Genomic DNA, 15,103 nt, shown 5'->3' on the forward strand with positions numbered 1-15,103 from the left:
GTTACGACCACTGTCAAGAGAAGAGCCGAATGCCACGAGCCCTGCGGTGCGGCACGAGATGTGCCAACCTGTACTAACCCGAGATATGCCAACCAACGTGCAACGTGCCAACACTGAACTTTTGAGCGAGCTCGGTCGGGCGATTATGATAAGAGAAGATCCATGAGATCGCTCGAAGCGGCGCTGCGTGCCTGGAGCGCCTTCTTGCTGTTCACCATCACCCCCGCGAGCGGATCGCCTTCGGCCCGCGGCAGCTCTGCCGAGGACGGACGGAGCGATGCCAGCGGGGTTCGCGACGGCGCTCCCCGGACGCGCGAACCGAGCTTCGCCGATTGCCGTGGGGCGAACACCTATACGTTCAACACCGCATTGTCGGACACGCGCTGCGCGGGCCCCGGCCTCGTGGTCTTCGCAGATTCGGAAGTGGAGGCGCTGGGATGCGCCGCCGCGAGGGCCGCGCTCCAGGGGGTTCGGCTCGCCCCGGCGGGGGTGGCGCGAACGCACGCGATATGCGTCACCAGTCCCTTCGGGAGGTCGACCCAGCACGTCGTGGCGTACTCTCAGGATGACGCCAAGACGTGCGCGCGCTCCTATGTGTGCGCGGCACTCGGCAACTGCACCGCCGCGCCGAACGCGTGTCAGTGACGTCGCCTCGCTGGATCGCCGCGGCGGGAGCGAGCCTCCGGGGGAGAAGACACGAGGTCCGCTGCACGGCGGCCGAGGCGAAGAGGCGCATCGGTGGCCTGCGCTCGATGCTGACCGCCACCCCGAGGATGCCCGGGTGGCCTTCTCCGCTCCCCTCGCCTGCATGGCGTGAGCGGGTGCCGGGAGGCGCGCGGCAGCGGCATTTGACCGGACGCCTGTTCCCGCGCGCCTGGCGAGTCCGCTCGGCGGGGCCTTACCCGAGCGCGCGCTCGACGTTGCCGGAGACATTGCCGGCGCGGCGTGCGCGGATGGTCTTCGGGATCCGGCTCCTCGCGCACGTAGTCGACACCACCCGGTCGCCCGGACCGGCCCAGCTTGCTTGCAAGCTCTCGACTGTCGGAGCGTTCGTGCTACTAAGGCGCTCCCCATGAACGCCTCGGACGCGATCAAGGAGCGGGTGGACCGCTTTGTAAAGGACATCCTGAGCCTGGTCGAACGAGTTCAGGACGAGCACCGCGCCGCAGCGCACCGGACTGTGACGACGATGCTGGCCGATCTGGGACGGCCAGCGGCGAACGCCTCCTCGGAGCGCCGTCCGAAGCCCCGGAAGCAGCCCGCGCACGCCAAAAGGAGCGTGGCGAAGCCTACGAGGAGCGTGGCGAAGCCTACGAGGAGCGTGGCGAAGCCTACGAGGAGCGTGGCGAAGCCTACGAGGAGCGTGGCGAAGCCTACGAGGAGCGTGGCGAAGCAGGGCGCGCTCTCGGGAGCGTCAAGCTCCTCGACGACGGCACCGTCCACGAGGACGACCTCGGCACCGGCATCCGGCGCGGACCGAACCACGGCTGGCACGATGACCGCGACGGGGGCCTCCACGAGCGATCGGGAGGCTGTGGTGCTCGAAACCGTTCGAGCGCTCGTGCGAGGGACGGCGACGGAGATCGCCACGCGCAGCGGGCTACCGAACGGGAGCGTGTACGTCACGCTTCGCGCGCTCGTCGCTCGCGGCCGCGTCGCGAGAGCCGGGACAGCGAGGGGCGCCGAGTACAGCCTCGTCTCGTCCGGCGGGATCCGGCCCTTCAAGCGCGTGAAAGCTGCGAGGCCCACCAGCCCTGCGGAGATGGAACAGACCGCCGACGCCGCGCTCGCAGAGTAGAAGATTCCACTCACGCACGAGATCGTCGCGGCGCGTTGCAATCAGGTTGAGAGCCAGAGAGCATCAACATGAAGGCGGGATGGCAGGAAGAGAAGCTCACGAATTCTTCCTGACCTCCTCATGCCCTTCGGTCCGGAGTCGCACAGCGTTTTCGGCTCGGCACCCGCGAAGCTGAACCGGGTGAGCTCGTCGACGAGCGGCTCGTGGAAGAGCGAGCGGCTCGTGGAAGAGGAAGAGGAGCCGGAGGTCGTTCAACGCTCGCCCGACATCATGGTCGAGGTGGTCTCCCCTATCCCGCGGGACGCGCGACGCGACCGTGTCGAGAAGCTCCACGAGTACGCGTCTTTCGGGGTGCGCTGGTATTGGATCATCGACCCGCAGGAAAGGACGCTCGAGCCTCCTCGAGCCAGGAACCGATCGCTGCTACGTGCACGCGCGCTCGGCGGCCGACGGGATCGTGGGCAGTGTTCCCGGCCTGGAGGGACTCTCGCTCGATCTCGACGCGCTCTGGAGCGAGGTGGAGCTGCTCGGTCCTGAATCCGGAGAAGGAGCGCTCGGAGACCCGAAGGCCCAGTAGCGTTGCCGCACCTCGTGCGGCATCTACCTGAACCTCCAGCCGACGCTCGGCGCATCGCCAAGCTATTGGAATTATTAATGAATTGCGTCCCCAGCGGGATTCGAACCCTGGAAACGCGTCGAGATCCGCAGGAATCACGTAGGCTTCCGCATGCTGACGGCGAGGTGACGAGGCAGACAGCGGCGGCTAAGTGCGCGGAACCTCGTGAGCCGGACGAATCGCGGACGAAACCGGAGGACGCGCGGACGGTGCTGCTCCGCCAGCTCGCGGAAGGCATGAGAGCGGCGCTCGCCGAGGGCAACGTCGAGGCGGCGCGCATCGCTCACGAGACCATCGGCCGCCTGCTCGGCGCGCCCGGCGCCGACGCGGGCGGCGTCATCGACCTCGCCGCCGAGCGCAGCCGGCGCGGCGGGTAGCGACGGCTGGAGGTAGGCGCCCAGCCATCGCCCTGGGCGCGACCTCTTGCGACGATCGCCGGGGTCGACGATGCTGGGCGCGGGGCGGCGTCGGTCCACGACCCGGGTCCGGTGAGCCGGTCTCCGCCCGCGTCGCCATCGCTTCCTCCTTCGTCGCGATGGGAACAGGTAGCCGGCGACGCACGGGGGATCACGATGGCGTTGGCTGGGCGGTTACGTTGCTCAAATCTAACCGAACGGTTAGGAGGTGGAGGCGGCACTGATCGCCGATGGCGGCTCGCCAGATCGCGTGCGCGGCCCGGCCCGGTCCGAAGCCTACTGAAGGGAACTATCAGATGAAGTACTCCGTCCTCGGTCCGGCCGGCGTCCGCGTCTCGAAGGTCTGCATGGGCACGGCCACCTTCGGGGTGGCCCCGAGCTCGCAGGACGCCGACGCCGTCGTGGCGGCGGCACTGGACCTCGGCATTAACTTTTTCGACACCGCCGACGTGTACGGCAACATGCCCGTCTTCGACCGCGCCGGGGCGGCGCTTGCATGCACGAGCTCCGGTGAGAGCGCCGAGCCAGCGGGCTCTCGCGGCGCCCGACAACAAGGTAACATGGGGGTCGTGGTTAGACGGTCGGACTGCCTCTACTGCGGCGGGGACCCAGGGTCCTGACCACCAAGGAGACCCAGCATGGCCCGTCCCCCGCCGTCCGAACCCACGCACCAGGCCGCCGTGCGGCTGCCCGTCTCGCTCGTCGCCAAGGTCGACCGTTACCGCGTGGGCAAGACCACACCCACCGGCGGCGACCTCACCCGCGGCGACGTCATCCGCGAGGCGCTCGCCGCGTACCTCGCCGACATGCCTGCGCCGCGCGCGAAGAAGGGTAGCTCGAAGTGAGCGACGAGAAGGCACAGCCGCCCGCTGGCGACACCAAGGCCATCACCAAGCGCCCCCGCAAGACGCCCGCGCCCCGCGAGCCGGTCGACGACGTCGAGCCTATCGACCAGCAGCCGACCGACCGTGCGTCGGTCGTCGCACACCTTGGGCTGGTTGTGCTCCTAGCGGCGGTGCTCTGGGTCTACCGAGCCGCCGACTACAAGGTGCTCGGGGTCGCGGTGTCCGGCGTCGTCGTTGCGCTCATCGCGGTGCGCTTCGACCGCATCAAGAAGCTGACGAGCAAGCTCGTCACCTTCGAGACCCGACCGGCCGTCGACAACGCGAACGCCGCCGCGACCCGCGCCAACAAGGCCGCCAAGGTAGCCGATGCGAAGGCAGAAGCGGCGCACGGTGCGGCACTTGAGGTCGACGCGCGCGTGAAGGAGATCGACGAGTCGCTCGCCGAGATGCGCAAGCTCGCCGTGGCGACTTCACATGTCGCGCTCGACGTCCTTGCGCGCACGGCTATCCTCGGCGCGATGCCTTGGTCGCAGAAGTTCGAGCTGCGCGGTGCCCTCAGAGCGCGGCTCGAAGCGCTCGGCATCAGCGCCGAGGACATCACGCGAGCCGACGCGTACTTCGTCTCACTGGCGCGCTACCGACTAGTGCACCACGTCATCTTCGCCGCACGCGAAGAGTGCAAGGCGCGCCAAGGTGGCAAGGCGGACGCGGTCTACATGGCGTTCCAACAGCGCACGATCGATGCCCTCTCGTTCGAAGACGACCTCCGTGTTCCAGACCGCGCAGGTCTCGTCGAGCTGGTCTCCGAGTACGACTGCGACGCCGTACGCGCGGCCCTCGCCGACCTCGACCACTGGGACGCAACTGGGACGCTGACGTCGCCGGACTTGCTGGACCGGAAGCTGCGATGAGCGGCTCCAAGGCCACCGGTGTCCGGCGCGAAGTCCTGGATCCGAGCGTGCTGCGCGGCGCGTCGGTTGCCGACCTTGAAGCGCTGCGTACACGCGGGTTCGTCATCTCGCTGCCCGTGTTCGGAATGATGGAGGTCTGGTCGAGGGCAGTCCGGGACGACAAGCCGGGGCTGATCTTCGCGGCGCTGCGGTGCGCGCTTCCGCGCCTCGACGAACATGAACCGTTCGTCGTCACGGGAGGGCACCAGGCGCGCGAGGTGGGGACTGTACCGCCGCACATCGCCCGCCTCTTCGCAGGCGAACACAGGCCGCGAGGACGTGCCGTCCGCGCGGAGCTGCTGCGCGTCCTGGAGAGCAGCATGTCGGACGACGAGTTCGCGCTCTACCGCGACCTTGTCAGCGGATTCAAAGACCAACGCGAGTCGTACAAGCGCACCCTCGAAGAGTTGTGGAACACGCCCTCAACGATCGATCCCACGAAGCCCATGACGACCAACTGATGCTCGACGCTGTCTCCACGCCGGCTTTCCTCGCAACCGAGGACCGTGGGCTCCTCAGCGACGTGCGCGACTCCGGCAGCTACCAAGCGCCCTGGGTGCGCACGCTCCGCGAGCTGCTCACCACGCCGCTGCCGAGAGGTGTGCCCTGGGGAGCGGGCGCGGAGCGGGAGCGTCGGCGGTGGTTGCGTGAAGCAGGCGGTGCAACATGAGCGTCGTCCGTCGCGTGGTGCTCGACACCTGCGTGCTGCGCTCCACCTCAGCGGGTGACGTTGACGCGCTCCGCACCCGCGGCTTCGCCGTGTCGCTGCCGATGTTCGCCGTGTCCGAGGCGTGGGCTGCAGCGCTGCGCGACGGCGCCCCAGGCAAAGCGTTCGGCCCGATCTCTCGCGTGCTGCCGCGCCTCGACCCGGAGCTGCCCTTCGTGCTTGGGCCGGCGCACCTCGGGCAGCAAGCCAACGCGCTCAACGTGGCGGCGCGGAAGCGGTTCGCGGCCGAACACCGGGCGCGAAGCACCAAGCTACGCGACCGGCTCGTCTACGAGTTGGGACGCGGCATATGTGACGCAGCCTTCCACCGCATCGGCGAGCTTCTCGACAAGGGACTGAACGAACTCGCCGACCAGTGGGTCGAGAGCCTGCAGGAGATGTGGGCGCGCGAGGTGAACCCGGCCGCGGCGGCAGTGCCAGAGCCGGAGATGCTGAAGCGCTCGCTCTTGAGGTTCGGCTCTCACTACCACGAGAGGCCGGAGCGCTTCGACGCGCAGCTGCGTGTGATGTTCCTGCTCATCATCCGCGCGGCCCGTCACCAGGGGAAGCAGCCGCAGCCGAACGACATCGAGGACGTCGGCATGCTCGGGTGCATTGCCGCACCCGCGTTCCTCGCGACCTCGGACGTCCGCTTGCTCAGCCTCGTTGATGAATCCGACAGCTACCAGGCGCCTTGGGTGCGGACGGTGCCCGAGCTGCTCACCGCGGAGCTGCCGCGCGGTGTCCCATGGGGCGAGTCAGCGAAGCGGGCCCACCGAACATGGAAGCGTTCGCGTTGATCGATGGCAATAATTGGTGTTCAAACAAACGGAACGAACGCAATAAACATCGCTAAAACAAGCCGATTTCGGTTGCTCGCGAATGCGTCAGCCCCGTAATTTGATCACCACGCGGCGCCCGGCGCCGCGCTCCATGCGGGCCTAAGACGCGCGCGCGAGGAACGCCCCGGCGACGGTTGGTACCCGCCCCGGGGCATGGCCAAACCTGAGTGGAGGTTCGACGTGAAGAAGAGAACACCTGCGCCCGCTGGAGGCAACTCGGCCGCTGCCGAACCGCGCGGCTTCGAGCGCTGGCGTGCCAGCGTGGACCCGACCAGCGACAAGTGGGACGACCCCCAAGCGCCCGAGCCCGCCGCGCAACCCGACCAGAAGGCCCGTGCCGAGTTCTCGCGACGCCTCGCCGCCCTGGTTCTCGCGGAGCTGTTGCCCGGAGGCGCGTCGTGAAAGTGGCGCTCTACCTCCGCAAGTCCACCGACGAGCAGCAGGACTCGCTCGAGGTCCAACGCGCCTGCCGAGGCGTTCGCCGCGACCCAGGGCTGGACGGTGGTGGGAGCCTTCGAAGACGCCGGTATCAGCCGCGATGAGTTCAAGTGGCGGCCCGGATGGTTCGCGATGAAGGCCGCTGCCGAGGAGGGGCGATTCGCGGCGGTTGTGTGCCGCGACCTCACGCGCATCGGTGGCCACGCAGCGCGCGTGCCCCTCTGGGTTGAAGAGCTGCGGGAGGTTGGTGCCCAGCTGTGGACATACATCGACCGGCGCGAGGTCAAGGTCGACACCGCCATGGACCGCTCTTGCTTGAGCCACTGCGAATCTCCGGGCGACGTCGAGGGAGAACGCATCCGCAGCCGAACCAAGGAGCACCTGCTCAGGAAGCACCGCGACGGTCACGTCGCAGGGGGCGGGTCTACGGGTATCGACGCAGCCGGCGTCATCTGTTGATGATCGCGGCAATCCGCGGAGATTCGGTGAAGTTCACCGGTGAAATCCGCGCCCGGTGCCGGTGAAACCCGCACCCGACGCCGGTGAAGTTCACCGGTGAAGAGGCCGCTCAGTGCTTTTTGGTGCGGCGCTGCTTGGTGCGGATGGCACTCAGCTCCTTGGCTTCCTTGAGCCGGTAGCTCTCGGCCTCGATCTCGATCACCTCGGCCCGGTGCACGAGCCGGTCGACGAGCGTAACGACGCAGGCGGCGTGCGGAAAGACCTGGCCCCAGTCGGAGAAGGCCTTGTTCGTACTGAGCAGGATCGGCTTCTGCGCGTCGTAGCGACGGGTGACGACCTCGAATAGCAGGTCGGCGTAGCGGCCATCGTAGGAGAGATAGCCGACTTCATCGATGCAAAGAAGGGCTGGAACCGTGTAGCGGTGCAGCCGGCGCGCGAGCGCGGCCGAGGACTCCTGCGCGGCGAGGTCGGCAAGCATGTCGCTCGCGGTCGAGAAGCGGACCGTGTGACCGCGGACGACGGCCTGGTGGGCGACGTTCTTGAGGATCATGGTCTTGCCGACGCCGTTGGGGCCGACGAGCACGGCGTTGTGGCCGGTGGCGAGGAAGCCGGGAGCGAAGAGGTCGTCGACGGCCTCGCGGTCGATTTTCTTGGGCCAGGACCAGTCGAAGTCCGCCATGGGCTTGAAGGCGGCTACGCGGGAGTTTTTGAGGCGGCGATCGAGGCTGCGTTTTTGGCGCTCGCGCTCCTCAATGGCGAGCACCTCGCGAAGCCAGGGCTTTTCGGCGAGCTCCTCCCAGCAGGCCAGCAGACCAAACAGGCCGAGGCTTTTCAGGCGGGCCTTGGTCTCGGTGGGCGTTAGATCGGTCATGGCGTCGGGTCCTTCTTCAGGGCGTCGTAGGTGGCGAGCGAATGCGGCGTGACGACGAGGGCGGCGTGCTGGCCGCGCGTGACGGGGATCGAGACTGGAGGCGGCAGGTGGCGCTCGGAGCGCCGGCGGTCGATCACCTGGCGCACGGCGCCGACGTGAATGGTGTCGCGCTCGAGCACCTCGACGAGCGCCTCTTCGAGCTCGGCGGCGCCGACGGCGTCGAGCAGGTGCAGAAGCCGGGCGATGGCGCTGCCGACGTTGTCTCCGCGCTCGGCGAGGATGCGCAGGAATGCCTGGCTGCTGCGGGCGGCGCGGGCGAGGCGATCGAGGCCGCGATGCTCGCGGGCGCGGCGCTTCTCGTCGACCAGGCGCTGGATGTGCTCGGGTTGCTCGATCTGCTGGCCGCGGTCCCACGAGCGGACATGGGTCGCGACGATCTCGTTGCCGTCAGCGATGCGCACCTGTTCGAGGTCGGCGAGGACGACGAGCGTGCGGCTCGTCCGGTCGTGGGGAACAGAATAGTCGTTGAGATCGAAACGCGCGTAGGGGGTCTTTCCGATCTCGACCTCGACGCGCTCATGGGCTGGAAACGGCGTGTCGGGGTGCCCGAGCAGCACACGGCTCTCGTCGTCGAAGGCCTGCCGCACGGTGCGGGCGCGGTCCTCGACCCAGGAGCGATCGAGCGCTGCGGAGCTGGTCCACTCGGTCGCTTGTCGGTTGAGGTCGTCGAGATCGGTATAGGTCCGGGCCTCGAAGAATGCCTCGCGGACGTAGCGGATGGCGCGCTCGACGCGGCCCTTCTCGTTGCCGCGAGCGACGGCGACGGGGCGCGGCTCGAAGCGGTAGTGCGCCGACAGAGCCAGGAGCATGGGGTGGAACCGGATCGCGTCGCCGTGACGCTCCACGACAGCGCTCTTGAGGTTGTCGTAGAGCAGCACGCGCGGGACGCCGTCGATGTCGGCGAACGCCTCGACGTGCCCGCGAACGAAGAAGGGCATCGCTGCGCTGGGGAAGAAGCGCAGGAAGATCCGCCGCGAGTAGCTGAGCACCATGACGAACGCCCAGAGCGGGCGCAGCGCCCGGCCGACAGCCAGCTTGCCGAAGTGCGCCCAGTCGACCTGCGCTTGCTCGCCGGGCAGCGTGCGCAGCCGCTGGAATGCCTCTGCCGGCTTCTTGGGGCGGAGACGACCGATCACTCGGCGCAGATGATCGGGACCGCCCGGATAGCCGCGCTCCTTGAGCATGCCGAAGAGGCGACTCGAGCGCAGCGAGGGATACTTGCCGAGCTGCTCGACGATGAAGGGCACGAACGGGTCGACCATCGACGGGCGCGGCGCGACGACCTTCGGGTCGACGCCCGCTTGCCCGAGCACGCGCTGAACGGTGGTGTGGTGCAGCCCGAGCTGAGCGGCAATGGTGCCCACGGGCCACTTCTCACCGTGGTAGAGGCGCAGCACCTCGGCCTCCTTCTCTTTCGCGATCACCGCCGCCTCCCGTCACCGCGGAGGGCTTCGTGGGACGCGGGGAGCGCGTCGGTGAACAGCTGACCGAGCGCGCCGCTCGCGCAGGGCCCAGGGCGGAAGCCGCGCTCCGCAGAGCGAGCAGCGGCCGACATCTCGGATCCAATCGTCATTGTTGTCCTTTCGGCCGGGGGTGATCTCCGGCGCGAGCTGGGACATCGACGCGGCCGCGGCTTGTGTCACCCTGTGATGCGTCACTTTCTGCGCGGAGAACTTGTCCCGCTGCCGGTCCCGATACCGGGCCTGGCGAGCGGCATGGAGGCGGCGAGCGCGAAGCTGCGTCTGGTAGGCCGCGCCGGCGCGGCGGAGCGACTCACGACGCTGGAGCGGGCGGCAGTCGGGGCAGAGGCGCTGGCCGCGATCGCAGCGACGGCAGAGGCGAAGCTGGACGCGGCAGCGGGCGCAGTGGGCGAGGCGGTAGGCGGACGAAGGCAACGGGCTCCATGACGCCGCTTTCTGGACCTGGAGCCCGGCTTGTGATGAAGGTGGGGGACTCCGGCAACGCGGAGCTCCAGAAGGCCCGAGGGTGGCAGCCCTCGGGCCTTCGACTTTTCGGCGGGCGTAACGTCTACGCCGCGGAGGCGAGCGTGGCCCAGATCGGCGTGGGGACCGGCGGTGAACGGTGAACGCCGCCGATCATGGGGCCGCGGTCTTCACCGATCGGACGCGGGACGCGATGCTCACCGACATCATCGACCTCGCCGCCGAGCGCAGCCGGCGCGGCGGGTAGCGCTCGCTGCGGCGGCGCTCGCCGCGGGCGACGTCGAGGCGGCGCGCATCACCCACGAGACCATCGGCCGCCTGCTCGGCGCACCAGGGGCCGACGCAGCCGGCGTCCGCATACCAAGTGATGCGCAGCCGCACCGGCTTATCAGACCGAGTTGCGTCCTTTCCTCTGCTTGATGAACAAGAGCAAGTAATGAGCCGCGAGCGTGCTGAGTGCAGTAGGCGTAGCGGTTGATGCCACTTCTTGAATCTGTGCAATCACGAAGAGCGTGGCTGCCATGTCGTCTAGGTGCTCGGGGGTAGCGCGCTCGTCGACAGGTAGAGCTTGATCCCTGGAAGCAATGAGCCGACGCAGATTCGCAAACCTGCTTAACACTACCGGCGCAAGTTTTCCTCGCCGCATGATGCCAATCGTGTGTAAGAGGTCGAATGCGATTACCGCCAACGAGCTCTGGAACCCGGTACCGTCGGGGCTTTTTTTCTGCCCGAATTCTAAGCGCGTCATGTCGGCATCGTGAGCCACTACCATGCGCTCTTCGTAGTGCTTGAGCCTCAGCCGCCATGCGAGCTGCTCAAGCTTCTGTCTTGTGATGCACGAAGACTTTTCAAACAAAACGGACACGGTGCGGCGGCTTGACGTCAGCAGTGCGAACTCGCTCGTCTGCTCTCGTGGAAGCGCAAACCAGCCCGTGCCCGACGCGAGTTCCCAGATTACAAGGACGACGGGCTCGCGACTGCGGTGCCACCTTAGGGCGTGCTCCCTGCGAATCCTCCACTTGAAGGAGCTCCCGCGAGCGCGGATCTTCTCTGTGCACTTTACCTGAAACAGGGTACGAAAAGTATCTACCTCTTCATTGAGCGTCGTCTGAACGATCAAGTCCTCGCCGTAGTCCGAAAGGACTGGATCACAGGCCCATTCGCACTCCAGGCAGGCCTTCGTCAGGCCAGCGACACCCAGAGCGCCCTTCGTGTGTGCTTTCGGCCGCTTCATCTGGCATATCCCGGGTGAGATGGCACGGTCGACCGTATCGGAGACGTGCAAGCCCATGACAACGAGACGAGCGTCTCGTTGTCAGAAACCCGGACGGTGCGATCCACCCATCGCCGAGCGTGGGTATCGATTGCCATTCTCATGCTGACCACGTAAGCTCGCCGGACAAGCAAAGTGCCGCCCGCGGGTGCTGGTAACACCCCGGGCGGCGTGGCCGAACCCCGATCACCCGAGGTCCGACATGTCCGTTGTATACTTACGCCCCCCGGCGGGCCAAGGAACCGATCCGCCTTCAGAACGGGCCGCTCGCCCGTCCGCTTCCTGTTCCGCAGACGGGCCCGCCGGCCCGCGATTCCCCCACGAGGACCACAGGAGGCGCGCGTGAAGCGCCGGCGGAAGGGGGCCGGACGCCCGCCTACCGCACGACACCCCAGGAAGCGCCCCTCGATGGCAGAGATCCTTGCCGAGCGCGGCATCGTCCTGGCGACGCTCGCCGGCATCCCGAAGCGCGACCGCGCGGACGTCGAGCAGCAGGTGCTCGTGAACGCCTGGAACGCCGTCCGCCGTGGGCTCTACCGCCCGGACCCGCGGGACAAGCCGCGCGACGCCTTGCGGAAGTGGCTCCACGGCATCGCCTGGCGCCTCGCCTCGCACTACGTGCACAGCGCGTGGGCGCGGCGCGCCGTGCTCCATCCCTCGCCTCTCGGGTTGCTCCGCGAGCCCGTCGGCGTCGACATGCATGCGCAGATCGAGGCGCGTGAGGTGCTGGACGCGATGGCCGAGCTTCCGGACTGGCAGCGGGACGCGCTGCTCTCCGTCGACTCGCCAGAGTCGCTCGTCCAGTACGCGAAGCGGCGCAGGATGAACCCGAGCACCGCGGCGTCCAGGCTCAGGATCGCGCGCGAAGCCCTGGCGCTGAAGCTGAGGAGGTGGCGCCGATGAAGCCCCGCGACCCGAAGCGGCGCGTGCGCGTGACCGTGCCCGGGAAGCCCGTCACGCGCTCGATCACGCCCGCGCAGATCGACCGCTACATCGACGCGACGGGGTGGCGGGACGACGGCTTGCTGCCCGCCAGGACCGACCGAAGCGTCCCGCTCACCCGCATCATCGCCATGATCGCGATGCGCGAGCGCCGCTCCCCGGGCGAAGTTCTCGCTGACATCGCAGCCGGCAGGGGCCCGGAGCGCCGCACGCGGCGGGTCTGGCGGACCTGGGAGTAGGCCGGGCGCCGCCAGCAACGAGGACCGCACGCGCGCCGAACGCGAGGCCGTCGCCGAAGCGCGCGGCGCCTTGCAGATCCTCGACGCCATCGAGCGGCACTTCGTGCGGCACGACAGGTAGGCGCTCCACGGGCGGCGCATGCCGGGCGAGCTACGCGGAGCCTCGCCCCCACGCACGCCCGGCAGAAGCGCGGCTCGCAGCCCGCCGGTCTCAGCCCCGCCACCGCCGACGGAACCGGGGAGCTCCTCCCCGGACGTGCGGCCCTGACATCGCTCCCGCGTGCTGTAGGCTCGAAAGGATGCGGCCGGCGAGGGTGGAGCCTCCCGGCCGCGATTGATCACGTGCGAGGTGACCGTGGCGAAGAAGGTACGCGCAAGCAAAGGCAGGAGCAAGGCAGGCGAGCTCGGTGGCGACAAGGTGAAGCGGCGCCGAGTGGGCCCAGAAGAGGTGCGCTTCGACGACCCCGATCAGATGGCGATGTGGATGGCCGCGAAAATCGAGGCATCGGCAGAGGCGGAGGCTACCGGCGAACTCGCGGTGGACGTGCCCGTGGTCGTCAAACAGACGTCCGACGGAAGCGAGCAGCGTATCCGAACCCCACCCGGCTTGCACCCAGCGATGACCGATCTGAAGAGGGCTACGCGCGCATTCTACGACCTCGCGCTCCAGCACGCTAATCAAGATGCAGTAGTCGTATGCCACATCCTTTCCGCGGTGTGCGATGCGGTGGAGCAGGGCGATTCCGCGGCACTGCGCGAGCCCGAAAAGTGGGCACGCGCGCGTATTCGCCCGCCTCGTGGATCGATCGGGCACTTTGGGTTCCTACCGCTCGAAGATCCCATGGGACGGTCGCTCAGCATTTCGCAGATTTCCGGTGGCTTTTACATGCTCGCTGCCCTGCTCCAGGCTGAGCTCGAACGATATAGGGCAAATACATGTACGATCGAGGAAGTAGTCAGCAGGGTCGCCACGCTTATGGTTCACAACTTCCCGGCGATCAAAAGCCTGTCGAGCGACCCCGACACCTTCAAGCGACAGGCTCAGGTCGCCGAGCGCGTACGTGCAGCCCTGTGCGCGATCGGCGACCTCCTCGCGCGTGACACCACTGAGTCGTTGGGACGAACGATCGCCGAGCAGCTCCTGCGCGACGAGTTCAAGCACTCCGGAAGCAGCCCCGCGGAGATTCGGGCGGCTTTCCATTTCCTCGACCCCTGAGCCGCCTGTGGTGACGTCAAGAGGGTGCACCCTATCCCCCCCCATAGGGTGCACCGCGTGCACCCTATCCCCCCCATGGGGTGCAGTCCCTTCCGTGGCTGCCGTGGAGGGTGCACCATCTTGGGCATGGGTCAGCACCACACCGCTTGCCGGCCGAGGACGGGCCGCACTCCTGCGAATCTCAACCTTCCTGCCGATCTTCGGGAACGGCTCCGCGTCGTCTCCGAAGAAACGGGGATCCCGCAGTGCCGGATCGCAGAGCAGGGGCTTCGACTTCGGTTGGCGCAGATGGAACGCGCGAAGTCGAAGGCGGAGCCTACGCAGTGAACGCCTCGGTGACCGCCGTAGATGTGGCGACGCTGTTGTCCGTACAGGCGGATGCGTTCGACACACACGCCCGCACACTGCGCGCGCTGGTGGAGGTGCTCGCGGCACGCGGCATCAGCGCGCAGCCAACGCCGCGCTACGCAACGGCGAAATCGAACCCGCTCGGCTCCTCCCGTGCATTTCTGGATGCCCATCGCCGCGGGGACTTCGCCACGTTCAAACGCCGGCGCGAGGTCGTCGCGCTCTGGACCGACGTCGAGAGCTGGATCGAGAGCCGAAAGCCGGCACCTCGTGAACGCAAGCCCGTAGACGACGCGGACGACGATCGCGCCCGCCTCCAAAGGGCGGGTGTTCGGCTCCAGCCGGCGAACGACGCCGCACCCGCACGTCACCGGAAGCACTCCCGCGGGCGTTGAGGTGCAGCGTAGCGACCGCAGCAGAGGACGGCCCTCCGGAGGCCCCCCTGGCGCTCTTGAAGCCTTCCGGCTCGCGGGCGATACCGCCTGGCCACCCAGGGACACGACCCGCGAGCCGGCTGTCGCGGGGGACGCTTTCGCCGGCCGGGGGGACGCTTTCGCCGGCCGGGGGGACGCTTTCGCCGGCCGGGGGGACGCTTTCGCCGGCCAGGGGGACGCTTTCGCCGGCCGGGGGGACGCTTTCGCCGGCCGGGGGGACGCTTTCGCCGGCCGGGGGGACGCTTTCGCCGGCCAGGGGGACGCTTTCGCCGGCCGGGGGGACGCTTTCGCCGGCCGGGGGGACGCTTTCGCCGGCCAGGGGGACGCTTCGCCATCCGGCCCATCCGGACACGAGGGCAGCGAGCTTGCAGCCCTCGGCAAGCGAAATCCCCGGGATCTCGTCGAGTCTTTGGCCCTACACCCATCGCATGGATCCGCTGGCTCTCAACGCCTCGGTACGGACCGTGACCCCTCAGTCGCCTTACTTGATAGCGGCCTCTGCTTCCCCCTCTCTACGCCCGATGACACCTCTCCCGCTCTGCACTTCCCTGGAGACGCGGATGACGGCGCCGCCCCCTGGGAGCTCCTCGTGCGGCTCTGGCCGATCCTGCTCGCATGCCGCGGGCAGTCTCTTACCCTTGCGAGCGCGTCCCTCACGGTTCGCGATGACCGGCATGTGCGCGACCACGCCGCACCATTCACCTCCC

Annotated in this window: 20 protein-coding genes and 2 pseudogenes; 18 read left to right on the forward strand and 4 right to left on the reverse strand. The window is 68.1% G+C overall.

The window, feature by feature from the left end:
* Window positions 1–162 precede the first annotated feature (162 nt).
* The 12 genes and pseudogenes from WMF22_RS22555 to WMF22_RS22610 form a co-directional block, all read left to right on the forward strand.
* A complete protein-coding gene (locus WMF22_RS22555; RefSeq protein ID WP_437301095.1) occupies window positions 163–645 on the forward strand; it encodes a hypothetical protein in 483 nt (160 codons plus the stop codon).
* A gap of 427 nt (window positions 646–1,072) precedes the next feature.
* Window positions 1,073–1,798, forward strand: coding sequence for a helix-turn-helix domain-containing protein (locus WMF22_RS22560; RefSeq protein WP_438036985.1), 726 nt, complete (start codon window positions 1,073–1,075; stop codon window positions 1,796–1,798).
* A gap of 270 nt (window positions 1,799–2,068) precedes the next feature.
* Window positions 2,069–2,149, forward strand: a pseudogene (locus tag WMF22_RS22565) (Uma2 family endonuclease); the annotation flags it as partial.
* 76 nt (window positions 2,150–2,225) lie between these two features.
* The gene (locus WMF22_RS22570) at window positions 2,226–2,375 is read left to right on the forward strand and encodes a hypothetical protein (RefSeq protein WP_438037362.1); all 150 of its coding nucleotides are present in this window, start codon (window positions 2,226–2,228) and stop codon (window positions 2,373–2,375) included.
* A 248-nt stretch (window positions 2,376–2,623) separates the two neighbouring features.
* Entirely contained in the window at window positions 2,624–2,791 is a 168-nt protein-coding gene (locus WMF22_RS22575) for a hypothetical protein (protein WP_438036986.1), read from the forward strand.
* A gap of 335 nt (window positions 2,792–3,126) precedes the next feature.
* Window positions 3,127–3,450 (forward strand): aldo/keto reductase, encoded by a 324-nt coding sequence (locus WMF22_RS22580; protein WP_438036987.1) that lies wholly within the window; start codon window positions 3,127–3,129, stop codon window positions 3,448–3,450.
* An 18-nt stretch (window positions 3,451–3,468) separates the two neighbouring features.
* A complete protein-coding gene (locus WMF22_RS22585; protein WP_438036988.1) occupies window positions 3,469–3,675 on the forward strand; it encodes a hypothetical protein in 207 nt (68 codons plus the stop codon).
* Window positions 3,672–4,586: a hypothetical protein gene (locus WMF22_RS22590; protein WP_438036989.1), complete on the forward strand. Its 915-nt coding sequence runs from the start codon at window positions 3,672–3,674 to the stop codon at window positions 4,584–4,586. The genes WMF22_RS22585 and WMF22_RS22590 overlap by 4 nt, the downstream gene beginning before the upstream one ends.
* On the forward strand, window positions 4,583–5,086 hold the full coding sequence (locus tag WMF22_RS22595; protein WP_438036990.1) for a hypothetical protein: 504 nt from the start codon (window positions 4,583–4,585) through the stop codon (window positions 5,084–5,086). Before WMF22_RS22590 ends, WMF22_RS22595 begins: the two co-directional genes overlap by 4 nt.
* A gap of 205 nt (window positions 5,087–5,291) precedes the next feature.
* On the forward strand, window positions 5,292–6,131 hold the full coding sequence (locus WMF22_RS22600; RefSeq protein ID WP_438036991.1) for a hypothetical protein: 840 nt from the start codon (window positions 5,292–5,294) through the stop codon (window positions 6,129–6,131).
* 222 nt (window positions 6,132–6,353) lie between these two features.
* Window positions 6,354–6,575, forward strand: coding sequence for a hypothetical protein (locus WMF22_RS22605; RefSeq protein ID WP_438036992.1), 222 nt, complete (start codon window positions 6,354–6,356; stop codon window positions 6,573–6,575).
* A 78-nt stretch (window positions 6,576–6,653) separates the two neighbouring features.
* Window positions 6,654–7,070 (forward strand): annotated as a pseudogene (locus WMF22_RS22610) (recombinase family protein); the annotation flags it as partial.
* Window positions 7,071–7,179: 109 nt separating this feature from the next.
* On the opposite strand, the gene WMF22_RS22615 reads toward WMF22_RS22610, so the two are convergent.
* Complete coding sequence (locus WMF22_RS22615) at window positions 7,180–7,941, reverse strand: ATP-binding protein (protein ID WP_438032200.1); 762 nt, start codon at window positions 7,939–7,941, stop codon at window positions 7,180–7,182.
* Window positions 7,938–9,425, reverse strand: a complete 1,488-nt coding sequence (gene istA, locus WMF22_RS22620) for an IS21 family transposase (protein ID WP_438032199.1) — start codon at window positions 9,423–9,425, stop codon at window positions 7,938–7,940. Before istA ends, WMF22_RS22615 begins: the two co-directional genes overlap by 4 nt.
* 515 nt (window positions 9,426–9,940) lie before the next feature.
* On the opposite strand from istA, the gene WMF22_RS22625 reads away from it, so the two are divergent.
* On the forward strand, window positions 9,941–10,087 hold the full coding sequence (locus tag WMF22_RS22625) for a hypothetical protein (RefSeq protein ID WP_438032198.1): 147 nt from the start codon (window positions 9,941–9,943) through the stop codon (window positions 10,085–10,087).
* Window positions 10,088–10,097: 10 nt separating this feature from the next.
* On the opposite strand, the gene WMF22_RS22630 is transcribed toward WMF22_RS22625, so the two are convergent.
* Complete coding sequence (locus WMF22_RS22630) at window positions 10,098–10,325, reverse strand: hypothetical protein (RefSeq protein ID WP_438036993.1); 228 nt, start codon at window positions 10,323–10,325, stop codon at window positions 10,098–10,100.
* 7 nt (window positions 10,326–10,332) lie between these two features.
* Window positions 10,333–11,235, reverse strand: a complete 903-nt coding sequence (locus WMF22_RS22635; protein WP_438036994.1) for a DUF4365 domain-containing protein — start codon at window positions 11,233–11,235, stop codon at window positions 10,333–10,335.
* A 324-nt stretch (window positions 11,236–11,559) separates the two neighbouring features.
* Here WMF22_RS22635 and WMF22_RS22640 point away from each other — a divergent pair, with 324 nt between their 5' ends.
* The 5 genes from WMF22_RS22640 to WMF22_RS22660 all read left to right on the forward strand — a co-directional run bounded on the left by WMF22_RS22640 (window position 11,560) and on the right by WMF22_RS22660 (window position 14,357).
* Entirely contained in the window at window positions 11,560–12,120 is a 561-nt protein-coding gene (locus tag WMF22_RS22640; protein ID WP_438036995.1) for an RNA polymerase sigma factor, read from the forward strand.
* Window positions 12,117–12,398 (forward strand): hypothetical protein, encoded by a 282-nt coding sequence (locus tag WMF22_RS22645; RefSeq protein WP_438036996.1) that lies wholly within the window; start codon window positions 12,117–12,119, stop codon window positions 12,396–12,398. Before WMF22_RS22640 ends, WMF22_RS22645 begins: the two co-directional genes overlap by 4 nt.
* Before the next feature lie 355 nt (window positions 12,399–12,753).
* Window positions 12,754–13,614: a hypothetical protein gene (locus WMF22_RS22650; RefSeq protein WP_438036997.1), complete on the forward strand. Its 861-nt coding sequence runs from the start codon at window positions 12,754–12,756 to the stop codon at window positions 13,612–13,614.
* Window positions 13,615–13,740: 126 nt separating this feature from the next.
* Window positions 13,741–13,941, forward strand: coding sequence for a ribbon-helix-helix domain-containing protein (locus WMF22_RS22655; protein WP_438036998.1), 201 nt, complete (start codon window positions 13,741–13,743; stop codon window positions 13,939–13,941).
* On the forward strand, window positions 13,938–14,357 hold the full coding sequence (locus tag WMF22_RS22660) for a hypothetical protein (protein WP_438036999.1): 420 nt from the start codon (window positions 13,938–13,940) through the stop codon (window positions 14,355–14,357). Before WMF22_RS22655 ends, WMF22_RS22660 begins: the two co-directional genes overlap by 4 nt.
* The last annotated feature ends 746 nt before the right edge of the window (window positions 14,358–15,103 follow it).

The sequence above is a fragment of the Sorangium sp. So ce204 genome, from assembly GCF_051526795.1.
GTDB lineage: Bacteria > Myxococcota_A > Polyangia > Polyangiales > Polyangiaceae > Sorangium > Sorangium cellulosum_B.